Source organism: Cytobacillus mangrovibacter (assembly GCF_042865275.1).
Taxonomy (GTDB): domain Bacteria; phylum Bacillota; class Bacilli; order Bacillales; family Cytobacillaceae; genus Cytobacillus; species Cytobacillus mangrovibacter.
The window spans coordinates 1-23,634 of the sequence record NZ_JBIACJ010000010.1; the positions used below are offsets into that span (position 1 = coordinate 1).

19 protein-coding genes are annotated in these 23,634 nt (G+C 41.2%); 18 read left to right on the plus strand and 1 reads right to left on the minus strand.

The window, feature by feature from the left end:
• The first annotated feature begins 252 nt into the window (after nt 1-252).
• The 8 genes from ACFYKT_RS16960 (at nt 253) to ACFYKT_RS16995 (ending at nt 11,565) form a co-directional block, all read left to right on the plus strand.
• Complete coding sequence (locus ACFYKT_RS16960) at nt 253-1,104, plus strand: 3-hydroxybutyryl-CoA dehydrogenase (RefSeq protein ID WP_389222038.1); 852 nt, start codon at nt 253-255, stop codon at nt 1,102-1,104.
• Between the two features lie 283 nt (nt 1,105-1,387).
• Nucleotides 1,388-2,518: an acyl-CoA dehydrogenase gene (locus ACFYKT_RS16965; protein ID WP_389222040.1), complete on the plus strand. Its 1,131-nt coding sequence runs from the start codon at nt 1,388-1,390 to the stop codon at nt 2,516-2,518.
• Between the two features lie 281 nt (nt 2,519-2,799).
• On the plus strand, nt 2,800-3,939 hold the full coding sequence (locus tag ACFYKT_RS16970; protein ID WP_389222042.1) for an acyl-CoA dehydrogenase: 1,140 nt from the start codon (nt 2,800-2,802) through the stop codon (nt 3,937-3,939).
• Between the two features lie 354 nt (nt 3,940-4,293).
• A complete protein-coding gene (locus ACFYKT_RS16975) occupies nt 4,294-4,926 on the plus strand; it encodes a TetR/AcrR family transcriptional regulator (RefSeq protein ID WP_389222044.1) in 633 nt (210 codons plus the stop codon).
• An 89-nt stretch (nt 4,927-5,015) separates the two neighbouring features.
• A complete protein-coding gene (icmF, locus tag ACFYKT_RS16980; protein WP_389222046.1) occupies nt 5,016-8,282 on the plus strand; it encodes a fused isobutyryl-CoA mutase/GTPase IcmF in 3,267 nt (1,088 codons plus the stop codon).
• 180 nt (nt 8,283-8,462) lie between these two features.
• Nucleotides 8,463-8,660: a hypothetical protein gene (locus tag ACFYKT_RS16985; protein WP_389222048.1), complete on the plus strand. Its 198-nt coding sequence runs from the start codon at nt 8,463-8,465 to the stop codon at nt 8,658-8,660.
• 482 nt (nt 8,661-9,142) lie between these two features.
• Nucleotides 9,143-9,715 carry a DNA-directed RNA polymerase subunit delta gene (gene rpoE, locus ACFYKT_RS16990; RefSeq protein ID WP_389222050.1) on the plus strand — a complete coding sequence of 191 codons (573 nt, stop codon included), beginning with the start codon at nt 9,143-9,145 and terminating at the stop codon, nt 9,713-9,715.
• Between the two features lie 245 nt (nt 9,716-9,960).
• On the plus strand, nt 9,961-11,565 hold the full coding sequence (locus ACFYKT_RS16995) for a CTP synthase (protein WP_389222052.1): 1,605 nt from the start codon (nt 9,961-9,963) through the stop codon (nt 11,563-11,565).
• 267 nt (nt 11,566-11,832) lie between these two features.
• On the opposite strand, the gene ACFYKT_RS17000 is transcribed toward ACFYKT_RS16995, so the two are convergent.
• On the minus strand, nt 11,833-12,363 hold the full coding sequence (locus ACFYKT_RS17000; protein WP_389222054.1) for a DUF2529 domain-containing protein: 531 nt from the start codon (nt 12,361-12,363) through the stop codon (nt 11,833-11,835).
• 529 nt (nt 12,364-12,892) lie between these two features.
• On the opposite strand from ACFYKT_RS17000, the gene ACFYKT_RS17005 reads away from it, so the two are divergent.
• The 10 genes from ACFYKT_RS17005 to ACFYKT_RS17050 all read left to right on the plus strand — a co-directional run bounded on the left by ACFYKT_RS17005 (nt 12,893) and on the right by ACFYKT_RS17050 (nt 23,205).
• Nucleotides 12,893-13,267 carry a response regulator gene (locus tag ACFYKT_RS17005; protein WP_389222056.1) on the plus strand — a complete coding sequence of 125 codons (375 nt, stop codon included), beginning with the start codon at nt 12,893-12,895 and terminating at the stop codon, nt 13,265-13,267.
• Nucleotides 13,268-13,572: 305 nt separating this feature from the next.
• Entirely contained in the window at nt 13,573-14,430 is an 858-nt protein-coding gene (locus tag ACFYKT_RS17010; protein WP_389222058.1) for a class II fructose-bisphosphate aldolase, read from the plus strand.
• A gap of 96 nt (nt 14,431-14,526) precedes the next feature.
• Nucleotides 14,527-15,171, plus strand: coding sequence for a fructose-6-phosphate aldolase (fsa, locus tag ACFYKT_RS17015; RefSeq protein WP_389222060.1), 645 nt, complete (start codon nt 14,527-14,529; stop codon nt 15,169-15,171).
• 453 nt (nt 15,172-15,624) lie between these two features.
• Nucleotides 15,625-16,911 (plus strand): UDP-N-acetylglucosamine 1-carboxyvinyltransferase, encoded by a 1,287-nt coding sequence (locus tag ACFYKT_RS17020; protein WP_389222062.1) that lies wholly within the window; start codon nt 15,625-15,627, stop codon nt 16,909-16,911.
• 407 nt (nt 16,912-17,318) lie between these two features.
• Nucleotides 17,319-18,281: a class II fructose-bisphosphatase gene (gene glpX / locus ACFYKT_RS17025; protein WP_389222064.1), complete on the plus strand. Its 963-nt coding sequence runs from the start codon at nt 17,319-17,321 to the stop codon at nt 18,279-18,281.
• Between the two features lie 652 nt (nt 18,282-18,933).
• Nucleotides 18,934-20,214, plus strand: coding sequence for a transcription termination factor Rho (gene rho / locus ACFYKT_RS17030; RefSeq protein WP_389222249.1), 1,281 nt, complete (start codon nt 18,934-18,936; stop codon nt 20,212-20,214).
• Nucleotides 20,215-20,394: 180 nt separating this feature from the next.
• Nucleotides 20,395-20,607, plus strand: coding sequence for a 50S ribosomal protein L31 (gene rpmE / locus ACFYKT_RS17035; RefSeq protein ID WP_389222066.1), 213 nt, complete (start codon nt 20,395-20,397; stop codon nt 20,605-20,607).
• A 136-nt stretch (nt 20,608-20,743) separates the two neighbouring features.
• A complete protein-coding gene (locus ACFYKT_RS17040) occupies nt 20,744-21,364 on the plus strand; it encodes a thymidine kinase (protein WP_389222068.1) in 621 nt (206 codons plus the stop codon).
• Nucleotides 21,365-21,512: 148 nt separating this feature from the next.
• Nucleotides 21,513-22,487, plus strand: a complete 975-nt coding sequence (locus ACFYKT_RS17045; protein ID WP_389222070.1) for a DMT family transporter — start codon at nt 21,513-21,515, stop codon at nt 22,485-22,487.
• A 37-nt stretch (nt 22,488-22,524) separates the two neighbouring features.
• Entirely contained in the window at nt 22,525-23,205 is a 681-nt protein-coding gene (locus ACFYKT_RS17050) for a GntR family transcriptional regulator (RefSeq protein ID WP_389222072.1), read from the plus strand.
• Nucleotides 23,206-23,634: the final 429 nt, after the last annotated feature.

A 23,634-nucleotide genomic window follows, 5' to 3' on the forward strand; every position in this document is an offset into this window, starting at 1 on the left:
TGGCTAAACATCTAACAAGCTAGCAAAGAAGCGAAAAATAGCTTCTCTTCTTAGAGTTGGCCAAAAGCAGATCAAAACATGGTGTAGAGTGGGGACCTTGACAGTTTCGTTCATATCAGGAGGCTCAGCGCCCACCCCGCGGAAAGCGAACACCTGGAGCGCAAATCAACCTCTACCAACTACATTTTATTTAGTGATATTTATTAAAACAGGCTAATTTTATAAAAGAACAATTGAACGGAGGATACAACAATGACTGTAAAAAAACTAATGGTAATCGGTGCTGGTCAAATGGGTTCCGGGATAGCACAAGTATGTGCGCAAGCTGGGTACACTGTTTTATTAAATGATCTTAAGCCAGAGTTCGTTGAAAGAGGACTTGGTGTCATCAAAAAGAATCTCTCCCGCCAAGTAGAAAAAGAGAGAATGACAGCACAACAAATGGAAGAAGTACTAAGTAATCTCACAGCATCTACTGACTTAAATGATGCAGCAAACGTGGATTTAATCATCGAAGCAGCAGTCGAAAATATGGAAATCAAAACAAAGATTTTCAATCAACTGGATGAAATTGCACCAGCACATGCCATCCTTGCTAGTAACACATCTTCACTGCCTATTACAGAAATTGCAGCTGCTACAAAGCGTCCTGAAAAAGTAATTGGCATGCATTTTATGAACCCTGTGCCAGTGATGAAACTTGTTGAAATAATCCGCGGCCTGGCAACAGCTGATGAAGTCTATCAAACCATTGAGGATATGACAAAGACATTGAAAAAAGTCCCAGTTGAAGTAAATGACTTCCCAGGATTTGTTTCAAACAGAATTCTCATGCCAATGATCAATGAAGCAATCTTCACCTTATACGAAGGGGTTGCGACAAAGGAAGCCATTGACGAAGTAATGAAGCTTGGCATGAATCATCCAATGGGCCCATTAACATTAGCTGATTTCATCGGACTAGATACATGCCTATACATTATGGAAACCCTCCACGAAGGCTTTGGAGATGACAAATACCGCCCATGCCCACTACTAAGAAAATATGTTAAGGCAGGCTGGCTCGGAAAGAAAACAGGCAGAGGTTTTTATACTTACGAATAACACTAACCAAGATAAACGTTCGACGAAACTATAGCTTTGACATGCAATATGAATGGAAATGGTTGACTAAAAAGCTCGGTTGATTGGAGCGGAAGGTGGCGAGACTCCTGCGGGAAGAGTGGGACAGCTGAGACCCCGCAGACGCTTTAGCGTCGAGGAGGCTCAGCGCCCACCCCGCGGAAAGCGAGCCGCCTGGAGCGCAAATCAACCTCTACCAACTACATTGTATCTAGAAACAAAACTCTTAAATATCACCGAAGATTAAAGTCTGGAGGGGAAACAGATGAACTTAAGATTTACAGAAGAACAGGAAATGATGAGAAAAATGGTGCGTGACTTCGCACAAACAGAAATCGCACCATTCGTAGAAAATATGGAGAAAGGCGAGTTTCCACGTGAGATTTTGCGGAAAATGGGGGAGCTTGGCTTAATGGGCATTCCAATTCCTGAACAGTACGGCGGATCTGAAATGGACTTCACCTCTTATATTATCGCGATCAATGAATTATCAAAGGTAAGTGCAACTGTAGGGGTTATTTTATCCGTCCATACATCAGTTGGTACGAACCCAATTTTATATTTCGGAACAGAAGAGCAGAAACAAAAATACATTCCAAAGCTTGCAACAGGTGAGTACCTTGGGGCATTCTGCTTAACTGAACCGAGCGCAGGCTCAGACGCAGGAAGCTTAAAATCAAAAGCGGTTAAAGATGGCGACCATTATGTCATTAATGGCTCAAAAGTGTTTATCACAAATGGCGGTGAAGCAGATGTGTATATTGTCTTCGCTTCAACCAATCCAGAGCATGGCAGCAGAGGAGTTTCTGCATTTATAGTGGAAAAAGATACGCCAGGACTAGTCATTGGAAAAGATGAGCATAAAATGGGACTGCATGGATCAAGAACCTTACAGTTAAGCTTTGAGGATATGCGTGTTCCGGCTGAAAATCTGCTTGGTGAAGAAGGGCAAGGCTTTAAGATTGCGATGGCAAACCTTGATGTCGGCCGCATCGGAATTGCAGCACAAGCCCTTGGTATTGCAGAAGCAGCGCTTGAGGCCGCAGTGGGGTACGCAAAAGAACGTGTTCAATTTGGCAAACCAATTGCAGCCCAGCAAGGAATCGGCTTTAAGCTAGCAGATATGGGAACAGCTGTTGAAGCAGCAAAGCTATTAATCTATCGTGCCGCAGACCTTCGCCAAAGAGGAATCAAATGTGGGAAGGAAGCATCCATGGCAAAGCTTTTTGCTTCACGCACAGCAGTAGAAGTAACAACAGACGCCATTCAAGTATTTGGCGGCTACGGCTACACAGAAGATTACCCAGTAGAGCGCTACTTCCGTGACGCAAAAATCACCGAAATCTACGAAGGCACAAGTGAAATCCAACGTATTGTAATAAGCAAACAGCTGTAATAGAGCGAGGCAGTTTCTAAAATATTGTAGTTTGCGAGTAAGCTGTCAATTGCCAGAAAAGCTTTGTTGATTGGAGCGGAAGGTGGCGAGACTCCTGCGGGACGTGTGGGACAGCTGAGACCCCACAGGCGCTTTAGCGCCGAGGAGGCTCAGCGCCCACCCCGCGGAAAGCGAGCCACCTGTAGCGGAAATCAACATCTACCAACTTTATCATCATTAGCAAATGAATTTACGGAAAAATCCAAAATATACATTTGATAATCAAAATGGGGGATAGACAAATGAACTTTCAATTAACCGAAGAGCATGAAATGATTAGAAAAATGGTACGAGATTTTGCGAGAAATGAAGTAGCCCCAACAGCAGCTGAACGTGACGAAGAAGAACGATTTGACCGTGAAATCTTCGACAAAATGGCAGAGCTTGGCCTAACAGGAATCCCATGGCCGGAAGAGTACGGCGGCATTGGCAGCGACTATTTAGCCTACTGTATAGCGGTAGAAGAACTTTCAAGAGTGTGTGCTTCCACAGGTGTAACACTGTCAGCACATACATCACTTGCTGGCTGGCCAATTTATAAATTCGGCAGCGAGGAACAGAAGCAAAAGTATTTAAGACCAATGGCTCAAGGAGAGAAAATTGGCGGCTACGGCTTAACAGAACCTGGCAGCGGATCAGATGCTGGCGGAATGAAAACAACAGCCCGTCTTGAAGGGGACCACTACATTTTAAACGGTTCGAAAATCTTCATTACAAATGGTGGCATTGCGGATATTTATGTTGTATTTGCGCTTACAGATCCATCCTCTAAGCATAAAGGAACAACAGCATTTATTGTAGAAGCTGATTTTGAAGGTTTCTCTGTTGGTAAAAAGGAGAAAAAACTAGGCATCCGTTCATCACCAACAACAGAAATTATTTTTGAAAACTGCAAGGTACCAGTTGAAAATGTGTTAGGTGAAGTGGGCGAGGGCTTTAAAGTTGCGATGATGACGCTTGATGGCGGCCGTAACGGGATTGCAGCTCAAGCTGTGGGAATTGCACAAGGTGCTTTAGATGCATCAGTGGAATACGCGAAAGAGCGTGTACAATTCGGAAAGCCAATCGCATCACAACAAGGCATCGGTTTTAAGCTTGCAGACATGGCAACAAGCATTGAAGCATCAAGACTACTAACCTATCAAGCAGCATGGTTAGAATCAGCTGGACTTCCATACGGAAAAGAATCAGCTATGTCTAAATTACTTGCAGGGGATACAGCCATGAAGGTAACTACAGATGCGGTACAAATTTTTGGCGGCTACGGGTATACGAAGGATTACCCTGTTGAGCGCTTCATGCGGGATGCAAAAATCACCCAAATTTATGAAGGAACACAAGAAATTCAGCGCCTCGTTATCTCACGTATGCTGACTAAATAATTAAAGTTGACTTTTTCTAAAAGTTTGTTGTTTTTTTGTTAAATTTCTCGTTTGTCAAAAAGCTTGGTTGATTGGAGCAGAAGGTGCGAGACTCCTGCGGGAAAAGTGGGACAGTTGAGACCCCACAGGCGCATGGCGCCGAGGAGGCTCAGCGCCCACCCTGCGGAAAGTGAGCCGCCTGAAGCGGAAATCAACCTCTGCCAACTACATTTAAATTAGCAACAATTTTTACAAAAACAGCCTTTACATGAAAGCAGGATGCCTCGAGAAAGTTCGTCTTAGTCTGCCAAAACCTGCTGAAGTCTTGCCATCATGGCATATTGGAAATTGGGGATGCAAAAAGGCGGTAGGAATATGAAAAAACGCGAAGTACAGGCGTCGGTTAAAGATGAACGCCTTGTTAAAAAGAGGCGGGATCAAATGATTAAAGGTGCGGTAACCCTTTTTATTCAAAAAGGGTTCCACCGTACAACAACAAGAGAAATTGCAAAGGCCTCCGGGTTTAGCATCGGCACATTATATGAATACATACGGACAAAGGAAGATGTCTTATACCTTGTCTGTGACAGCATTTACGATCAAGTCAGTGAGCGTCTGCAAAAGGATCTTGATATGAACCGGGGAACACTTGAAAGCTTGAAGCTAGGGATTGCTGATTATTTCCGCGTTGTTGATGAGATGCAGGACGAGGTGCTTGTCATGTATCAGGAAGTGAAATCCCTCTCTAAGGATGCACTGCCATATGTACTGAAAAAAGAAATCGAAATGGTTGAGATGTTTGAAAAACTCATTAATGGCTGTATAGAGAATGGTGAGTTAGACCTAGTGGAGGACCAGGTCAAGATGATTGCCCATAACATCTTTGTGCAGGGGCAAATGTGGGCCTTCCGCCGTTGGTCCTTGAAAAGAATATACTCAATAGACGATTACATCAAACTGCAAACAGACTTGCTTTTTCAAGGAATCCTTACTAAAAATGCCTTATAAAATTGCTTGAAATCAGCAATTGTTCGATAACTACCTGAAGTTGCTCGATAAAATTCAAAAAACAAGAAATCAATTATAGGGGGAGAAGAATGAGTAATCCAGAAGTTTATAAGCCAAAGAATCATATTCGTTTTGTTACAGCTTCCAGCCTTTTTGATGGTCACGATGCCTCCATTAATATAATGAGAAGAATTATTCAGGCGAGTGGTGCAGAGGTCATTCACCTTGGCCATAACCGTTCGGTTGAAGAAGTAGTCAATGCAGCGATTCAAGAGGATGTGCAGGGAATTGCGATTTCTTCCTACCAAGGCGGACATGTTGAATACTTTAAATATATGTATGATCTTTTAAAAGAAAAAGGTGCCCCACATATCCGAATTTATGGCGGTGGTGGCGGCGTTATTATCCCTAAGGAGATAAAGGAGCTGCATGAGTACGGAATCGCAAGAATTTTCTCTCCAGAGGATGGACGCCAAAATGGCCTTCAAGGCATGATCAATGTAATGCTTGAAGAATGTGACTTCCCTACATTCACTGCAGAAGCAACAGAGCAAATTGAAAAGCTTCAAGGCGGGCAAGTGAATGCAATTGCGAAGCTCATCACGCTTGCTGAGCATCATGTCAGCATGGAAAAAGAAGCGGCAGCTACACTGGATTCAGTAATGGAGAAGGTAAAGTCACTTGAAAAAACAGTTCCTGTACTAGGGATTACTGGAACAGGCGGAGCAGGAAAAAGCTCATTAACGGATGAACTAATCCGCCGATTTATTAATGAAATTCCAGAAAAGAAAGTTGCGATCCTATCAGTCGACCCGACAAAGCAAAAAACAGGCGGCGCACTTCTTGGAGACCGAATTCGCATGAATGCGATCTTTAATCCTCGTGTATATATGCGAAGCCTGGCAACAAGAAAGTCTAAGAGCGAACTATCACTTGCCATTAAAGATGCAATATCCGTTGTAAAAGCAGCAGGCTTTGATCTAATCGTTGTTGAAACAAGCGGTATTGGCCAAGGGGATGCTGAAATAACTGAAATTTGCGACGTTTCGATGTATGTCATGACTAGCGAATTCGGTGCTCCGTCCCAGTTAGAAAAAATCGACATGATTGATTATGCCGATTTAATTGTTATTAATAAATTCGAGCGAAAAGGCTCTGAGGATGCACGTCGTCAAGTTCAAAAGCAATACCAAAGAAGCCGGATGCTGTTTGAAAAAGAATTCGATGACATGCCTGTATATGGTACGATTGCAAGTCAATTCAATGACCCAGGAACAAACGCGGTGTTTGCTGCCTTAATCGAAAATCTGAATGAAAAATGTGGAATAGACTGGCAAACGAGTTTTTCGAAAAATGCTCTAGTTGAAAAACAAAATGTGATTATCCCGAATGAGCAGCGCTATTATTTAAGAGAAGTATCTGAAACTGTTCGCGGCTATCATAAGAAGGCAGAGGAGCAGGCGGATTTAGCACGAAAAGTGTTCCAGCTTGAAGGCGCAATTCTTGCAGTGAAAGAGCAGGATGCGAACGAGGAGGTACTTGCAGCTCTTGTGGCGCTCAAAACAAGCACTGAATCTAAGCTTACACCAGAAACGCAGAAAATTCTTGCTGGCTGGGAAGAGTTAAAGGAGAAATATACAGGTGATCAATTTGTCACAAGAATTCGTGATAAAGAGATTGTGACGATTTTAAAGACAAAAAGCTTGTCTGGTCTTTCCATTCCGAAGGTGGCCTTGCCGAAATACAAGGATTATGGAGAAATCATCCGCTGGGTATACAGAGAAAACGTTCCAGGATCCTTCCCATATACAGCAGGTGTTTTCCCGTTCAAGCGTGAAGGAGAAGATCCGAAGAGACAGTTTGCCGGAGAAGGAACACCAGAAAGAACGAATCGCCGCTTTCATTACTTATCGAAGGATGACTCAGCTAAGCGTCTAAGCACAGCATTCGATTCGGTTACGCTTTATGGGGAAGATCCAGATTACCGCCCAGATATTTATGGAAAAGTTGGCGAAAGCGGAGTTAGCATTTGTACATTGGATGATATGAAAAAGCTTTATGATGGCTTTGACCTTTGCCATCCATCAACATCTGTTTCGATGACGATCAATGGACCAGCACCAATTATTTTGGCGATGTTTATGAATACAGCGATTGAGCAGCAAATAGAAGCGAAGGAAAAGGAGCTTGGCCGAATTTTAACAGAAGCAGAATTTGCTGAAGTAAGAGCGATTACCTTACAAACAGTAAGGGGTACGGTTCAAGCAGATATTTTAAAAGAGGACCAAGGACAGAATACATGTATTTTCTCAACAGAATTTGCACTGCGGATGATGGGCGATATTCAGCAATATTTCATTGACCAAAAGGTTCGCAATTACTACTCTGTGTCTATTTCTGGCTATCATATTGCTGAAGCGGGAGCCAATCCGATTTCACAGCTAGCATTCACATTAGCGAACGGCTTTACGTATGTAGAATACTATTTAAGCAGAGGAATGAACATTAACGATTTTGCTCCGAATTTATCGTTCTTTTTCTCAAACGGCTTAGATCCAGAGTATACGGTGCTTGGCCGTGTAGCTCGCCGCATTTGGGCAACAGTCATGAGGGATAAATATGGAGCAAATGAAAGAAGTCAGAAGCTGAAATATCATATCCAAACTTCTGGTCGCTCACTTCACGCTCAGGAGATTGATTTCAATGATATTCGCACAACATTGCAGGCGTTAATGGCCCTTCAAGATAATTGTAATTCACTGCATACAAATGCTTATGATGAAGCGATTACGACTCCGACCGAGGAATCAGTGAGACGTGCGATGGCGATTCAAATGATTATTACGAAAGAGCATGGATTAACGAAAAATGAAAATCCGCTGCAAGGGGCATTCATCATTGATGAATTAACCGATCTTGTTGAGGAGCAAGTGCTTCAGGAATTCGAACGAATCAATGACCGCGGCGGCGTGCTAGGCGCAATGGAAACACAATATCAGCGCGGAAAAATTCAAGACGAATCCATGTACTATGAAATGAAAAAACATACAGGTGAACTGCCGATTATCGGTGTGAACACTTATTTAAATCCAAATCCTCCATCTGAAGAGGAAATGGACAATATGGAGCTTGCGCGTGCAACAAAAGAAGAAAAAGAAACACAAATTCAAAACCTGCGCAGCTTCCAGGAACGAAACAAAGAAAAAACAGCAGAAGCACTTACACAATTAAAACAAACAGCAGTCAGCGGCGGAAACATCTTTGCAGAATTAATGGAAACCGTCAAAACAGCCAGCCTTGGCCAAATCACACAAGCCCTTTACGAAGTAGGCGGCCAATACCGCCGGAATATGTAAGTGTGAAAAGATATATTATTAATGATTCTTTTTTAAAAAACTTGTAGCCCACGCTACAAGTTTTTTGCAATATTTTTATAACTTGCTTATACTTTTTATCTTGAATCCGATATAATCGAGATAATAATGGAGAGTTGTATGAATGACTTCACAGTTTTTAAAGAGCAGGGTGTGGAATAAGTGAAACGGTTATTGACTTTTATTGGCCTACTAGGGATTATTATCGGATCAATTTATCTTTATCAAAAGCAACTTGGGGCAATCCCTTTCTTATTATTATCCATATACTTTTTTGCTCAAGCCTTTAAACAGCTCTCAAACAAACCAAAACAAAGTGATGAAGTAGAAAAAGAGAATAAAAACGATAGATATAGCTAGCATAAACAGAAAAATTTTGTTTATAATGAAGAATATGCATTCTAGAGGATGCTTATTAAAGCTGGGAAAAATATAGTTTTAATGAAAATGTGTAATATGTATGATTAAGGCTGTTTTCTATAAGATTGTTGTTTTGAATAAATTGCATGAATGGAAACTTTTCTTAGAAAAGATTGGTTGATTGGAGCGGAAGGCGCGAGAATCCTGCGGGAGAAGTGGGACAGGTGAGACCCCACAGGCGCTTTAGCGCCGAGGAGGCTCAGCGCCCACCCCGCGGAAAGCGAGCGTCCTGGAGCGGAAATCAACCTCTACTCATTCATGTAAAAAGCAACAATGTTTGCGAAGAGAGTCATGATTAAACATGGTTGAAATTGCCTAAAGATATGTAGGCAAACTTTGACATTCAACATAAGAGTTTTGCAAAGTTGTTCCTTCAAATGGAATTTAGTGAAGGCGTTACATAGAGAAAGGAAGTGCTTGTAATGAGTTTAGAAACGTATTCAAAAGAGGAATTGCACGAAATGTCTTTAATTGAAATAACATTTGAGTTATTAAAGGGTAAAAAAGAAGCAATGCCTTTTAAAGCAATTATGGATGAGCTAACAAGCCGTCTAGAGCTTACTGATGAACAAGTGAAAGCGAAAATTGCCCAATTCTATACTGATCTAAATATTGATGGACGTTTCCTTGGTTTAGGGGATAACACATGGGGCCTTCGTGTTTGGTATCCGTTTGAGCAGGTAGAAGAGGAAGTCGTAACAGATATTAAGCCGAAGAAGAAAAAGGCGAAAAAGGCTAAGGATGAAGAAGATTTAGATTTAGAACTAGATGATTATGATGAGTTGGATGAAGAAGATATCGATTATGATGATATTGATGATTTAGAGGATGACGAGTTACTAGATGAAGATGACGATGATGATTTGTTAGACGATGATGAAGAAGAGCTAGAGGATGAGGATCTTCTCGATAAAGACGAGGAGTTTGACCTTGGCGATGAAGATGAAGATCTAGACGATGAAGAAGCTGAACTTGATGAGGAAGAAGATTTATAATCTTGACTTTTTCCCTACAGGCTTGTAGAATCATTTTTGGGCTCCTTTTAAAAAGGAACGATAATTAAAAGCGTATAGCGCTCCCTTACTTTTTATAAGTAAGCGGGGCGCTTTTTATTTTTGAATGGCATCGTAACCCTCTAATTGGAAAAAAGAATCCGGTGATTCGGAAACGGATGATTTCGTTAATTATGTCTTTAAATAAAGGCGATTATGTACAAACTGTTACTTAAGGGGGAATAATGATGACAAAGTATATTTTTGTGACAGGCGGCGTGGTGTCGTCACTAGGAAAGGGTATTGTAGCTGCTTCACTTGGGCGCCTTCTAAAAAACAGAGGGATGAGTGTAACAATTCAGAAGTTTGATCCCTACATAAATGTGGATCCAGGAACAATGAGCCCGTATCAGCATGGAGAGGTTTTTGTAACAGATGATGGTGCGGAAACGGACTTAGACTTAGGTCATTATGAGCGTTTTGTTGATATCAATGTAACAAAGTATAGCAGTGTGACAACTGGTAAGATCTATTCAACAGTGCTTAGAAAAGAGCGCCGTGGGGATTATAACGGTGGAACGGTTCAAGTCATTCCACATATTACAAATGAAATTAAAGATCGTGTTTTCCGTGCAGGCCATGAAACAAACTCAGATGTGGTCATTACTGAAATTGGCGGAACAGTAGGGGATATAGAATCTCTACCTTTCCTAGAAGCGATTCGTCAAATTAAAAGTGATGTTGGCCGAGATAATGTGATGTACATTCACTGTACATTAGTTCCGTATATTAAAGCGGCAGGAGAAATGAAAACAAAGCCAACCCAGCATAGTGTGAAAGAGCTAAGAAGCTTAGGGATACAGCCGAATGTCATTGTTGTTCGTACTGAAATGCCAATTTCTCAAGATATGAAGGATAAGCTTGCTTTATTCTGTGATATTGATAAAGATGCCGTTATCGAATGCCGAGATGCTGACACATTGTATTCCATTCCACTAGCTCTCCAAGATCAAAATCTTGATAATATTGTCTGCGAGCATTTGAAGCTAAATTGTGGAGAAGCAGACATGACTGAATGGAAGCAGTTAGTTGATAAAGTAACCCATTTATCTAAAACAACAAAAATTGCCCTAGTCGGAAAATATGTGGAACTTCAGGATGCCTATATTTCTGTCGTTGAAGCATTAAAGCATGCAGGTTATGCCCATAACTCAGATATTCAAATTGAATGGATTAACGCTGAAGAGGTTACAGAAGGAAATGTAACTGAATTATTAAAGGATGTAGATGGAGTCCTTGTTCCTGGCGGTTTTGGCGATCGTGGAATCGAAGGGAAAATCCTTGCGATTCAATTTGCCCGTGAACAGAAGAAACCTTTCCTTGGGATCTGCCTAGGTATGCAATTAGCATCGATTGAATTTGCACGAAATGTGTTAAACCTTAAAGGAGCACATTCAGCAGAAATCGATCCGTCTACTGAACATCCAATTATTGATCTTCTTCCAGAGCAAAAAGATATCGAAGATCTTGGCGGAACATTAAGACTTGGTTTACAAGCTTGTAAACTTATTGAAAATACAAATGCGATGCATGCTTACCAAGATGAAGTTGTTTATGAACGCCATCGTCATCGCTATGAATTTAATAATCACTATCGTCAAGAAATGGAAGAGAAAGGCTTTATTTTCTCAGGGACAAGCCCAGACGGACGTCTTGTTGAGATTATTGAAGTCAAAGATCATCCATGGTTCGTGGCATCACAATTCCATCCTGAATTTATTTCAAGACCTAATCGTCCACAACCATTGTTCCGCGAGTTTGTTGGTGCATCATTAAAGTTTAGTGAGAAATAATAAAAATAGCCCTACTAGATGATTTAGATTCTAGTGGGGCTTTTGTTTAAATATAGGTAAAATTGATAACTGACGGGTAAAGTAGAGTAACCGATTGGTAAATCAATTAAAGTGACGGGTAAAATAGAGTAACTGACGGGTAAATCAGTAAAACTGACCGGTAAAATAGACAAAGTGACGAGTAGATCAGTCATACTGCCCGAAAAATTCAAAAAGAAACGAAAAAATCCATCTAAATGGACTTACATATTAAAAATTCTCTAGAAATCATTCATAGTCTGCAAGTATTTCTTCTATTGTAAATCGAATGCCGTAATAAACATATAAAGCAGCCATTGATGCAGGGAAGCCAAATCGATTTCCTTCATCGTCTGGCAGAAGCCCCTTTGACACGGACAAATCGATATGAACATCCGCTAAATGAACCAAGCTTTCACCCTCAACAGTAGAAACGGTAGAGATAGCGGTGAAGGGAATCCCCTTTTCTAATAAATATTTCCCCATCTTTACAGCTTCTTCATCAGTTGAGTATCTAGAGACGATTAGAAATCGGTCTGCTTCGGAAATTTCGTCCAAGCCATTTTTTGAATCCCATATGCTGCTCTTCTTTAAAGGCTCCTGACTTAATGTAGCCTCATAAGCGACAGCATTCATTTCCTTTGTTGCAAATATGTATAACTGCCCGCTGCCAATAATGGCTTGTGCCAATAAGCGTGCACTGTCTTCCATCGCCAATTCTTCTTTTTCCTGAATCCTTTTGAACAACCCAGTAAGCTGAGTAGTAAACATCTTTAACATCTTCTCGCTCCTTAATCATTTAGTAACAGTGTGAAATTTAGGCTCTTTTTTAAAATTGCTGTTTTAAATAATGAAAACAGTCGACAAAAAAGGTCGTTGATTGGAGCAGAAGGTGCGAGACTCCTCGAAAATGCATCCGCATTTCCTCGTGCGGTGTCAATTCAAGAAGCCTATTCAACGTCCTGCGGGAGTAGTGGGACAGGTGAGACCCCGCAGGAGCTTTTGCTCCGAGGAGGCTCACCGCCCACCCCGCGGAAAGCGAGCATCCTGGAGCGGAAATCAACTTCTATCAACTATATGTTATTAGCAACAATGTTTAGGGAAATAGCCTAAATTTAATGCCTTTCAATTAACTATTATAAGGAACGCTGGTGAAAAGGTAAAATTCCTATGATGAAATAATTGAACAGGCAGGAATTGTCAGAGTGGGGGTAGAAATATAGGAAGGGGAGTAAAAAGGAAAGCCGGCGAAGACATCATGGTGAAAAAAAGAAACAATCGTTTTGATACGAAGGGAAGAGGTGGCTTAATGAAGGGGAAAATTTTAATTGTTGATGATCAATTTGGGATTCGTATTTTACTTAACGAAGTATTACAGAAAGAGGGGTACGATACATACCAGGCTGCCAATGGCATACAGGCACTGGAAATTGTCACAAATCATTCACCTGATTTAGTCTTGCTTGATATGAAAATACCTGGAATGGATGGTATTGAAATATTAAAGCGAATGAGAGTCATCGATAAGGAAATTTGCGTAATCATTATGACAGCTTATGGAGAATTGGACATGATACAAGAGGCAAAAGACCTTGGGGCTCTAACCCATTTTGCAAAACCTTTTGATATTGACGACATCCGTGCTGCTGTAAAAAAATATTTACCAATCGCTAAATCACTTTAAAAGAAGCCCTTTTTAGGCTTCTTTTTAAATGGTTACAATAATGAAGGCTGCACTGTTAATTATTGAACCTTGTTGATTGGAGTGCATGGAGCGGAAATCAACAAGCAAGTTTTAAAGAGCCATAATGAAAAAAGTGTGGGATTAATAGCAATTCTTTTTCTGTTTTGGTATGATACAAATGAATTCCAAAGGATTGGCTTCATTTGGGCACGGATAATTCGTACATATTCATTTGAAATGCAGGAAAGACTTTAATAAGAGTATCCGTGAAAAAAAGAACCGTTCATTAATAAGGAGGAAAAAAGATGCCTTTAGTTTCAATGACTGACATGCTTAACAAAGGAAAAGCCGAGGGCTATGCAGTAGGTCAATTTAACTTAAATAATCTTGAGTTCACTCAAGCAATTTTACAAGCAGCAGAGGAGGAAAAATCCCCTGTTATTCTTGGTGTCTCCGAAGGTGCTGCCCGCTATATGGGTGGGTTTAAAACGGTTGTGAAAATGGTAGAAGGATTACTAGAAGATTATAAAATCACCGTTCCTGTAGCGATCCACTTAGATCATGGATCAAGCTTTGATAAATGTAAGGAAGCCATTGATGCAGGTTTCACTTCTGTCATGATTGATGCTTCACACGATCCGTTTGAAGAAAATATTGCTACGACTGCAAAGGTTGTAGAATATGCACACGCAAAAGGAGTATCTGTAGAAGCTGAGTTAGGTACAGTAGGTGGACAAGAAGATGATGTCATTGCAGATGGCGTTATTTATGCAGATGCAAAAGAATGTGAAGAGCTTGTCAAACGTACGAAAATTGACTGCTTAGCACCTGCATTAGGTTCAGTACATGGTCCATATAAGGGAGAGCCAAACTTGGGCTTCGCTGAAATGGAAGAGATCGGAAACCTAACTGGTGTTCCTCTTGTTCTACACGGCGGTACAGGAATTCCAACGAAGGATATTCAAAGAGCTGTTTCTTTAGGCACAGCAAAAATTAATGTTAATACAGAGAATCAAATTGCTTCCGCGAAAACCGTTCGTGAAGTATTAGCTGCAAATCCAAATATTTATGATCCACGCAAATACTTAGGACCAGCACGTGAGACCATTAAAGAAACGGTTATCGGAAAAATGCGTGAATTCGGTTCATCTGGTAAAGCTTAATACAACTGACTTTTAAGTGGAAACCGCCATCTAGACAAGAGGCGGTTTCCATTCATTTGTCATCTATTTTAAATGAAAGTATAGGAGGAAATATAAATGAAGTTTTTTATTGATACAGCAAACATGGATGAGATTAAAGAAGCCTTTTCATTAGGTGTAGTAGCAGGAGTAACAACAAACCCATCATTAGTAGCTAAGGAAAAAAACGTTTCTTTTCCTGACCGTCTACGTGAAATTACCGCTCTTGTTCCTGGCTCAGTTAGTGCGGAAGTAATCGCACTTGATGCAGAAGGAATGATTAAAGAAGGAAGAGAATTAGCGGCTATCGCACCTAATATTACGATTAAAGTACCGATGACTCCAGATGGCTTAAAAGCAGTCAATGTTTTTGCAAAAGAAGGAATTAAAACAAATGTTACCTTAATCTTTAGTGCAAACCAAGCATTGCTTGCAGCAAGAGCTGGAGCAAGCTATGTTTCACCTTTCGTAGGAAGACTAGATGATATTGGCCATAATGGACTTGATTTAGTTTCTGCGATTGCTGAAATCTTCGCCATCCACGATATTGAAACAGAAATCATCGCAGCGTCTATTCGACACCCACAGCATGTCACAGATGCAGCTTTAAGAGGGGCGCATATTGCAACGGTTCCTTATAAAGTAATTCAGCAATTATTTAATCATCCGTTAACAGATAAAGGGATTGAAGCCTTTCTTGCGGACTGGAATGCTCGTTCATAAAAAGCTATGTTCACGTTGATTATTGATTAAGAGCCATTGGTGTACATGCGAATGGGTTTTATTCGTATGAATAACTTAATGAGCGGGTATACCAATGGCGATTTCGTGCACTATTTAATAAAGTTTAATAAAAAGGGCTGTGGGATTTATATCATCTCTCACTAGGTCTTCCGACTTAATTTAAACTTTTTTGCATATCCATACATGAGATTTATATTTTCGTGTAAACTAGATGATATGGATATTGTCGGACTGCGTAAAAATATGGTAATAGCATTCTTTAGCGTGTTCGTCCATCATCTTTTTATCATGCTTAAATAGGACAATCCTATTCAGATTCTAATAAATTTTTTTAATGAGATGTTGAGGTATGCTGAAAAAAACATGCCTCACCTCTTTAGAAAGACGCGCAGCGTTTTTCTTCATACATCACGGCTTAGAAAGGGGTTAACAATGGAAAAGCTTATGATTGCTGGCGGCTATCCTTTGAAAGGAACTGTTCGAATTAGCGGGGCGAAAAATAGTGCAGTGGCGTTGATTCCAGCTACGATACTAGCGGATTCTCCCGTCACAATTGAAGGGCTGCCAAATATTTCGGATGTTCAAATTTTGAAAGGGCTGCTTGAAGAACTTGGAGGAACGGTTCATTTCGATGAAAATGATATGACTGTTGATCCATCTTCTATGATCTCCATGCCCTTGCCGAATGGAAAAGTAAAAAAACTGCGCGCCTCTTATTATCTAATGGGTGCCATGCTCGGACGCTTTAAAAAGGCAGTCATTGGTCTTCCTGGCGGGTGCCATCTAGGGCCAAGACCTATCGATCAGCACATAAAGGGTTTTGAAGCCCTTGGTGCCAGTGTGACAAATGAGCAGGGTGCGATTTACTTGCGTGCAGATGAACTTCGTGGTGCACGGATTTATCTAGACGTTGTCAGTGTAGGTGCAACGATAAATATCATGCTTGCTGCCGTGAGAGCAAAGGGAAGAACAATCATTGAAAATGCCGCTAAAGAGCCAGAAATTATTGATGTAGCTACCCTTTTAACGAATATGGGAGCAAAAATCAAAGGTGCGGGTACAGATGTCATTCGGATTGACGGGGTCGATCAGCTCCATGGATGCCAGCATACAATTATTCCAGACCGAATTGAGGCTGGGACCTATTTGATACTTGGAGCAGCAGCTGGTGAAGGGGTACTCATTGATAATGTCATCCCTCAGCATCTCGAATCCTTGATTGCTAAGCTAAGGGAAATGGGTGTCCCAATCGAAGCTGGGGATGATCAAGTTTTTGTAGGGCCAGCAAAGGAAATGAAAGCGGTTGATATTAAAACGCTTGTTTACCCTGGATTCCCAACGGATCTTCAGCAGCCCTTCACCTCCCTGTTAACAGGTGCTATTGGGACAAGCATGGTGACTGATACAATTTATAGTGCTCGATTTAAGCATATAGATGAGTTAAGAAGAATGAATGCTAATATTAAGGTAGAAGGTCGTTCAGCTATCATTCATGGCCCGATCAAGCTTCAGGGAGCAAAAGTGAAAGCCAGTGATTTACGGGCTGGGGCTGCATTGGTCATTGCAGGCTTAATGGCTGAAGGTGTGACTGAAGTGACGGGTGTTGATCATATTGATCGTGGATACAGCCATTTAGTGGAAAAATTAAATGGGCTAGGCGCAACAATCTGGCGTGAAAGCTTAACAAAAGAAGAACAAGAACAATTCAAAAACGCGTAAGTAGAATAGAAAAGTGTAGGCGACTGTTCAGGGGCGACAAGCATAAGACAGGCCGTCGGGAAGGTTGTACTTTAACCTTCATGACGGAATGGCTTATGACCTCGAGCCCCTAGGAGCCGGAACTGGACAAAAAAGTGTAGGCGACTGTTCAGGGGCGACAAGCATAAGACAGGCCGTCGGGAAGGTTGTACTTTAACCTTCATGACGGAATGGCTTATGACCTCGAGCCCCTAGGAGCCGGAACTGGACAAAAAAGTGTAGGCGACTGTTCAGGGGCGATAAGCATAAGACAGGCTGTCGGGAAGGTTGTATTCTAACCTTCATGGCGGAATGACTTATGACTTCGAGCCCTTAGGAGCCGGAACTGGACAAAAAAAGTGTAGGCAACTGTTTAGGGGGAAATAAGAATGGAACGAAGCTTAACGATGGAACTTGTCCGTGTAACAGAGGGTGCTGCTTTAGCATCTGCACGCTGGATGGGAAGAGGGAAAAAGGACGAGGCGGATGATGCAGCAACTTCTGCTATGCGAGATGTGTTTGATACCGTTCCGATGAAGGGAACAGTTGTTATTGGTGAAGGGGAAATGGATGAAGCACCAATGCTTTTCATTGGAGAAAAGCTTGGTACTGGATACGGCCCACGAGTGGATGTAGCTGTTGATCCAGTTGAGGGAACGAATATCGTAGCATCTGGTGGATGGAACGCGCTTGCTGTTCTTGCAATTGCTGATCATGGCAATTTGCTGCATGCACCAGATATGTATATGGACAAAATTGCAGTAGGTCCGGAAGCAGTTGGACAAATAGATATTAATGCATCTGTTTTAGACAACTTGAAAGCTGTAGCCAGAGCAAAGAATAAAGATGTCTCTGATGTAGTGGCAACTATTTTGGATCGTCCGCGACATGCACATATTATCAACCAGCTGCGTGAAGCAGGTGCCAGAATCAAATTAATAAACGACGGGGATGTAGCAGGTGCATTCAATACAGCATTTGACCATACTGGCGTTGATATTTTATTCGGACAAGGCGGAGCACCAGAAGGCGTTCTTGCTGCCGTTGCACTTAAATGTCTTGGCGGAGAAATTCAAGGAAGACTTCTTCCACAAAATGATGCTGAAGTTGAGCGTTGTATAAAAATGGGCTTAGATGTGAATAAAGTTTTACTGATGGAAGACCTTGTAAAAGGCGATGATGCCATTTTTGCTGCTACAGGTATTACCGATGGGGAATTGTTACGTGGTGTTCAATTTAAAGGCTCATACGGCTCTACCCATTCAGTTGTTATGCGCGCAAAATCAGGCACAGTCCGCTTTATTGAAGGCAGACACAGTTTAAACAAGAAACCCAACCTTGTCATTCGTTAATAGAGTGAATTAAATAAAGGCTATTTTTAAAAAATAATGTTGCTTTTGAAAAGGTACTATGAATGAAAATTGCTAAAAAAAAGATTGGTTGATTGGAGCGGAAGGCGCGAGACTCCTGCGGGAGTAGTGGGACAGTTGAGACCCCACAGGCGCTATGCGCCGAGGAGGCTCAACGCCCACCCCGCGGAAAGCGAGCGTCCTGGAGCGGAAATCAACCTCTACCAACTATTTTTCATTAGTAACAATATATTATAACGGCAAAATATAAAAAGGGTCTGGCAAATAGCCAGACCTATCATCTCTTCCTCCTTCCAAATATACAAATCATTCTCATAAAAAAGCGGAAAGTCTATTATTTTATATTAATAAACACTTCATACTCTTCCATCAATCAAAATGTAGTTGTTAAACCCCGAATTAAGGGGTAAAATAGTAATTGTTTTTCAAATAGTAGAGGAAACCCTCAATATATGACCATTCAACTTAGTTTGTGATAGAAAACATAGCTCCTTATTCGGATCTATCCTCGGTATCCTTATTTACTTTGTAACAGATATTTATTGCCTCAATAAAAGTTAAATTCCTATTTCTTTCCATATGTATGGTTTGTTTGTGGAAAAAGAGATTGAAAATTCAAAAGTGTGGTGTCGATATGGGATTAAATATTTCAAGTTTAGATAATATGAAGTTAAAGGAGCTTTATGAGCTTGCACGCGAATATAAAGTTTCTTATTACAGCAAATTAACAAAAAAAGAATTGATTTTTGCTATTTTAAAGGCAAGGGCTGAGAAGGAAGGGTACTTCTTTATGGAAGGTGTCCTTGAGATCATTCAATCAGAGGGCTTTGGATTTTTGCGGCCGATTAACTATTCACCAAGCTCTGAAGATATTTATATATCTGCTTCCCAAATCCGTCGTTTCGATTTAAGAAATGGGGACAAGGTTTCTGGTAAGGTTCGTCCGCCAAAAGAAAATGAACGCTATTTTGGGCTTCTGCAAGTGGAAGCAGTTAACGGGGATGACCCTGAAACGGCAAAAGAACGTGTGCATTTCCCTGGATTAACTCCTTTGTATCCGGACTGTCACATGAAGCTTGAAACAACGCCAAAACATCTTTCGACCCGAATCATGGATGTACTTGCTCCAGTTGGATTTGGTCAGCGTGGATTAATTGTTGCCCCTCCAAAAGCAGGTAAAACAATGCTATTAAAAGAAATTGCTAATAGTGTGACAACGAATCATCCTGATGTCGAACTAATTGTCTTATTAATTGATGAGCGTCCAGAAGAAGTAACAGACATTGAGCGTTCTGTTGCAGGAGATGTAGTCAGCTCAACGTTTGACGAGGTTCCAGAGAATCATATAAAAGTAGCTGAGCTAGTTCTTGAGCGTGCGATGCGTCTTGTTGAACATAAACGGGATGTTGTTATTCTAATGGATAGCATTACAAGATTGGCGAGAGCTTATAATCTCGTGATCCCGCCAAGTGGAAGAACATTGTCTGGGGGGATAGACCCAGCAGCATTCCACCGTCCGAAACGCTTCTTCGGTGCAGCCCGTAATATTGAAGAGGGTGGAAGTTTAACAATCTTAGCAACTGCCCTTGTTGATACAGGCTCACGTATGGATGACGTTATTTACGAAGAATTTAAAGGAACGGGAAACATGGAGCTTCATCTTGACCGTTCACTTGCAGAGCGAAGAATTTTCCCTGCAATCGATATTCGTCGTTCAGGTACACGTAAAGAGGAACTGCTTATCCAGAAGGATCATCTTGATAAGCTGTGGGCGATTAGAAAATCTATGACTGATTCACCAGATTTCGCTGACAAGTTCTTACGTAAACTAAGACAAACGAAATCCAATGAAGAATTCTTCGCGAATCTATCGGAAGAAATGAAAGCAAAGAAAAGCGGAAGTGCATTGAAGTAATATAGGCTAAATTCCTAAGCCAATATTTCCCTTCTTATGAATTGAGAAATCAAATATTGCAAAATAGGATTTGCCTTGTTATAATAATTCCAGTGTGTTTTTTGATTATACGGGATCAATAGGTTACCCGTACTATATACTCTGTTTCGGTATGATTCAGGGCGGAAGGAGATGAAAAGAATGAAAGCAGGAATTCATCCAAATTACAATAAAGCAATGGTGAAATGTGCATGCGGTAATGAGTTTGAAACAGGTTCTGTTTCAAAAGAGATCCGCGTTGAGACTTGTTCTGAATGCCATCCATTCTATACAGGACGTCAAAAATTCGCTGAAGCTGGCGGACGTGTTGACCGTTTCAATAAGAAATACGGCATGAAGCAACAACAACAATAACAACCAAAACAGGCAAGTTTTCTTTCTTGCCTGTTTTTTATTGCCCTTTCTAGCATTTTTAATGCTTATAATAGAGTCCCATTTGGGAAATGCCGATTTGAAATCATGCACGACAGCAAGGAGGAGAGGTGAGTTCATGTATGTGATGCAGCATCATGGGTGGGTAGAGGTCATTTGTGGAAGTATGTTCTCTGGGAAATCAGAAGAACTGATCCGACGTGTACGTAGAGCCGAATTTGCCAAACAAAAAATCGTTGTTTTTAAACCGCAAATAGACAACCGTTACAGTGATGAAGAAGTCGTTTCGCATAATGGAACAGCTTTTACCGCTTTACCAATTGCCCACTCAACTGATATTTTTAAACATATAAATTCTGATATTGATGTCATTGCCATTGATGAAGTTCAGTTTTTCGATTCTGAAGTTGTCAATGTGATCCAGCATCTAGCGAATAGTGGTCATCGTGTGATTGCTGCTGGACTTGATCAAGATTTCCGTGGGGAACCATTCGGCCAGATGCCTGCACTAATGGCTATTGCTGAATTAGTTACTAAGCTGCAGGCTGTGTGTGCCGTTTGTGGCTCACCGGCGAGCCGTACTCAGCGTTTGATTAACGGCAAACCTGCATCATATGATGATCCAGTTATTTTGGTTGGTGCCTCAGAAGCATATGAGCCTCGTTGCCGCCACCATCATGAGGTGCCGAAGTCTCCTGGCACAATGGACGAAAAACCAGCATCTAATTCATTATCATAAATGTTCCTGTCTGAATTTCTTCAGGCAGTTTTTTTTATGGGAAAAATTCAATTTGGCTAATAAATAAATACATTGATAAAAAACCAAAATGCGATATATTAGTTATATGTAAAATTAACGAAATTTTTAAAATAGGTGGTGAATCGACTTGCGTCCAATCCTTTTAGGTATTTTATCTGCATTCTTTTTTGCTTTTACGTTTATATTGAATCGGTCAATGGAGTTGTCAGGGGGCAGCTGGATCTGGAGTGCCTCGCTGCGCTACTTATTTATGGTACCCTTTCTTCTTATTCTTGTTATGTGTAGACGCAATTTAAAGTCTCTATTACTTGAAATGAAGAGAAGGCCGGGAGTATGGTTCTTATGGAGCTTTATTGGATTTGGTCTATTTTATGCACCGATAAGCTTTGCAGCTGCGTATGGACCGGGTTGGCTCGTTGCGGGCACCTGGCAAATGACGATTATTTCGGGGGCATTGCTTTCCCCTTTCTTCTTCGAGACGAAACAAACAGATTGTGGACCAGTTAAGGTACGGGGTAAGATCCCGTTAATCGGCCTGCTGATGTCTCTCGTTATTCTAATTGGGGTGGCAATGATGCAGATAGACCAAGCAAATGGTTTATCTGCAAAGGTATTACTATGGGGAATCCTGCCTGTAATAGTTGCCTCCTTTGCTTATCCGCTCGGCAACCGAAAAATGATGGAGGTATGTGGAGATCGATTAGATGCCTTTCAACGCGTTCTAGGTATGACGTTAGCTAGTCTCCCTTTTTGGCTCCTTCTTTCTATCTATGGGATGGCAACAGTCGGTTTGCCAAGCAAAGGACAAACATTTCAAGCGTTCTTAGTCGCTCTTTTATCAGGTGTGGTCGCTACTGTCCTATTCTTTAAGGCAACGGACATGGTAAAAGGGAATATGCAGAAATTAGCTGCGGTTGAAGCCACTCAATCATTTGAAGTCTTATTTGCTGTTTTCGGTGAATTGCTGTTATTATCAGCACCTTCTCCGTCCATTCTGGCATGGACCGGGATGCAGCTTGTCATTATCGGCATGATCTTGCATAGCTATGTTTCCAAGAGATCCTCGAATAAGATACCAGTACTTAAATATAAGTCGCTTTAAGATTGACCTATCAAATAGAGATTGATATATTCGTTTTATGAAAACAATAAAAACAATTATGCGGCCGGCTTTAAGAGATCAAGTATATGAATCATTAAAAAAGGCGATAGTGACGTTGGAGTTAGAACCAGGTGGGCGTATTAAGGATAAGGATCTAGCCTCTGAATTTGGGGTCAGTCGAACACCTGTAAGAGAAGCGCTTAAGAGGCTAGAAGATGAGGGGCTTGTCGAATCATTACCAGGTTCGCAAACCCGAATAGCAGAAATTCATTTAGAGGAGGCAAAGAACGCATTTACGGTTGTTGCTGCATTGCATGGTTTAGCAGTGCGTCTGGCGATTCCATTAATCTCAGATGAAGAGCTTACATCAATGGAAGAAAGCAATGCTCAATTGGCAAAGGCATTGGATAATAAAGATGTACAATGTGCAGTTGAAGCAGATGATCAATTTCATGCTGTTTTTCTAAAAACATCAGGCAATGATGAAATTGAACGAGCATTAGAGCGATTAATGTCCAAGATTCGGAGACTAGAGTTCTCAAAATTCAGCTCAGTCGGTGCACGTCAATCAATCGAGCAGCACAAGGCCATTATTTCAGCCTGTCGATCAAAGGACCTTAACCTAGCCAGCTCCTTAATGGAAGAAAACTGGCTCAGCTTAGGAAGAATCCTAATCGATGAAAAAGATGCAAAAAGAGAAAATGAACCTTCTGATTAATATGGAATCTTTGGAAATATCACAGTTGTTTTGGCTGTGGTATTTTTTATGGCCCTTTTCTAAAAAAGATGCTTGTTATTGAATCAGTTTCATGAAAAATACCGCCAAAAATATTTGGTTGATTGGAGCGAAAGGTGCGAGACTCCTGCGGGAGCAGTGGGACAGCTGAGACCCCACAGGCGCGTAGCGCCGAGGAGGCTCAGCGCCCACCCCGCGGAAAGCGAGTACCTGTAGCGCAAATCAACCTCTACCCAACTAAATAAAAAAGCCTTTAATTATAGGATTGCTCGATAAATTGGAAGAAGTGCTCGATAAAATGCAAAAATTGCCCGATATACTTCAAGAACTACTCGATCCATTCCACAAAGAGACATTTACACATCCCATTTGTAAATGTTATCCTTCTCAATTGAATTTGTTTTTGACTGC

Excerpts from the sequence above, each read along its gene's own strand:
- ACFYKT_RS17005 (WP_389222056.1), top strand. The coding sequence starts at position 12,893 with ATGAAGGGGAAAATTTTAATTGTTGATGATCAATTTGGGATTCGTATT.
- ACFYKT_RS17010 (WP_389222058.1), top strand. The coding sequence starts at position 13,573 with ATGCCTTTAGTTTCAATGACTGACATGCTTAACAAAGGAAAAGCCGAG.
- ACFYKT_RS16975 (WP_389222044.1), top strand. The coding sequence starts at position 4,294 with ATGAAAAAACGCGAAGTACAGGCGTCGGTTAAAGATGAACGCCTTGTT.
- ACFYKT_RS17000 (WP_389222054.1), bottom strand. The coding sequence starts at position 12,363 with ATGTTAAAGATGTTTACTACTCAGCTTACTGGGTTGTTCAAAAGGATT.
- ACFYKT_RS16965 (WP_389222040.1), top strand. The coding sequence starts at position 1,388 with ATGAACTTAAGATTTACAGAAGAACAGGAAATGATGAGAAAAATGGTG.
- glpX (WP_389222064.1), top strand. The coding sequence starts at position 17,319 with ATGGAACGAAGCTTAACGATGGAACTTGTCCGTGTAACAGAGGGTGCT.
- ACFYKT_RS17040 (WP_389222068.1), top strand. The coding sequence starts at position 20,744 with ATGTATGTGATGCAGCATCATGGGTGGGTAGAGGTCATTTGTGGAAGT.
- ACFYKT_RS17020 (WP_389222062.1), top strand. The coding sequence starts at position 15,625 with ATGGAAAAGCTTATGATTGCTGGCGGCTATCCTTTGAAAGGAACTGTT.
- rpmE (WP_389222066.1), top strand. The coding sequence starts at position 20,395 with ATGAAAGCAGGAATTCATCCAAATTACAATAAAGCAATGGTGAAATGT.
- fsa (WP_389222060.1), top strand. The coding sequence starts at position 14,527 with ATGAAGTTTTTTATTGATACAGCAAACATGGATGAGATTAAAGAAGCC.
- ACFYKT_RS16960 (WP_389222038.1), top strand. The coding sequence starts at position 253 with ATGACTGTAAAAAAACTAATGGTAATCGGTGCTGGTCAAATGGGTTCC.
- ACFYKT_RS17050 (WP_389222072.1), top strand. The coding sequence starts at position 22,525 with ATGAAAACAATAAAAACAATTATGCGGCCGGCTTTAAGAGATCAAGTA.
- rpoE (WP_389222050.1), top strand. The coding sequence starts at position 9,143 with ATGAGTTTAGAAACGTATTCAAAAGAGGAATTGCACGAAATGTCTTTA.
- rho (WP_389222249.1), top strand. The coding sequence starts at position 18,934 with ATGGGATTAAATATTTCAAGTTTAGATAATATGAAGTTAAAGGAGCTT.
- icmF (WP_389222046.1), top strand. The coding sequence starts at position 5,016 with ATGAGTAATCCAGAAGTTTATAAGCCAAAGAATCATATTCGTTTTGTT.
- ACFYKT_RS16970 (WP_389222042.1), top strand. The coding sequence starts at position 2,800 with ATGAACTTTCAATTAACCGAAGAGCATGAAATGATTAGAAAAATGGTA.
- ACFYKT_RS16995 (WP_389222052.1), top strand. The coding sequence starts at position 9,961 with ATGACAAAGTATATTTTTGTGACAGGCGGCGTGGTGTCGTCACTAGGA.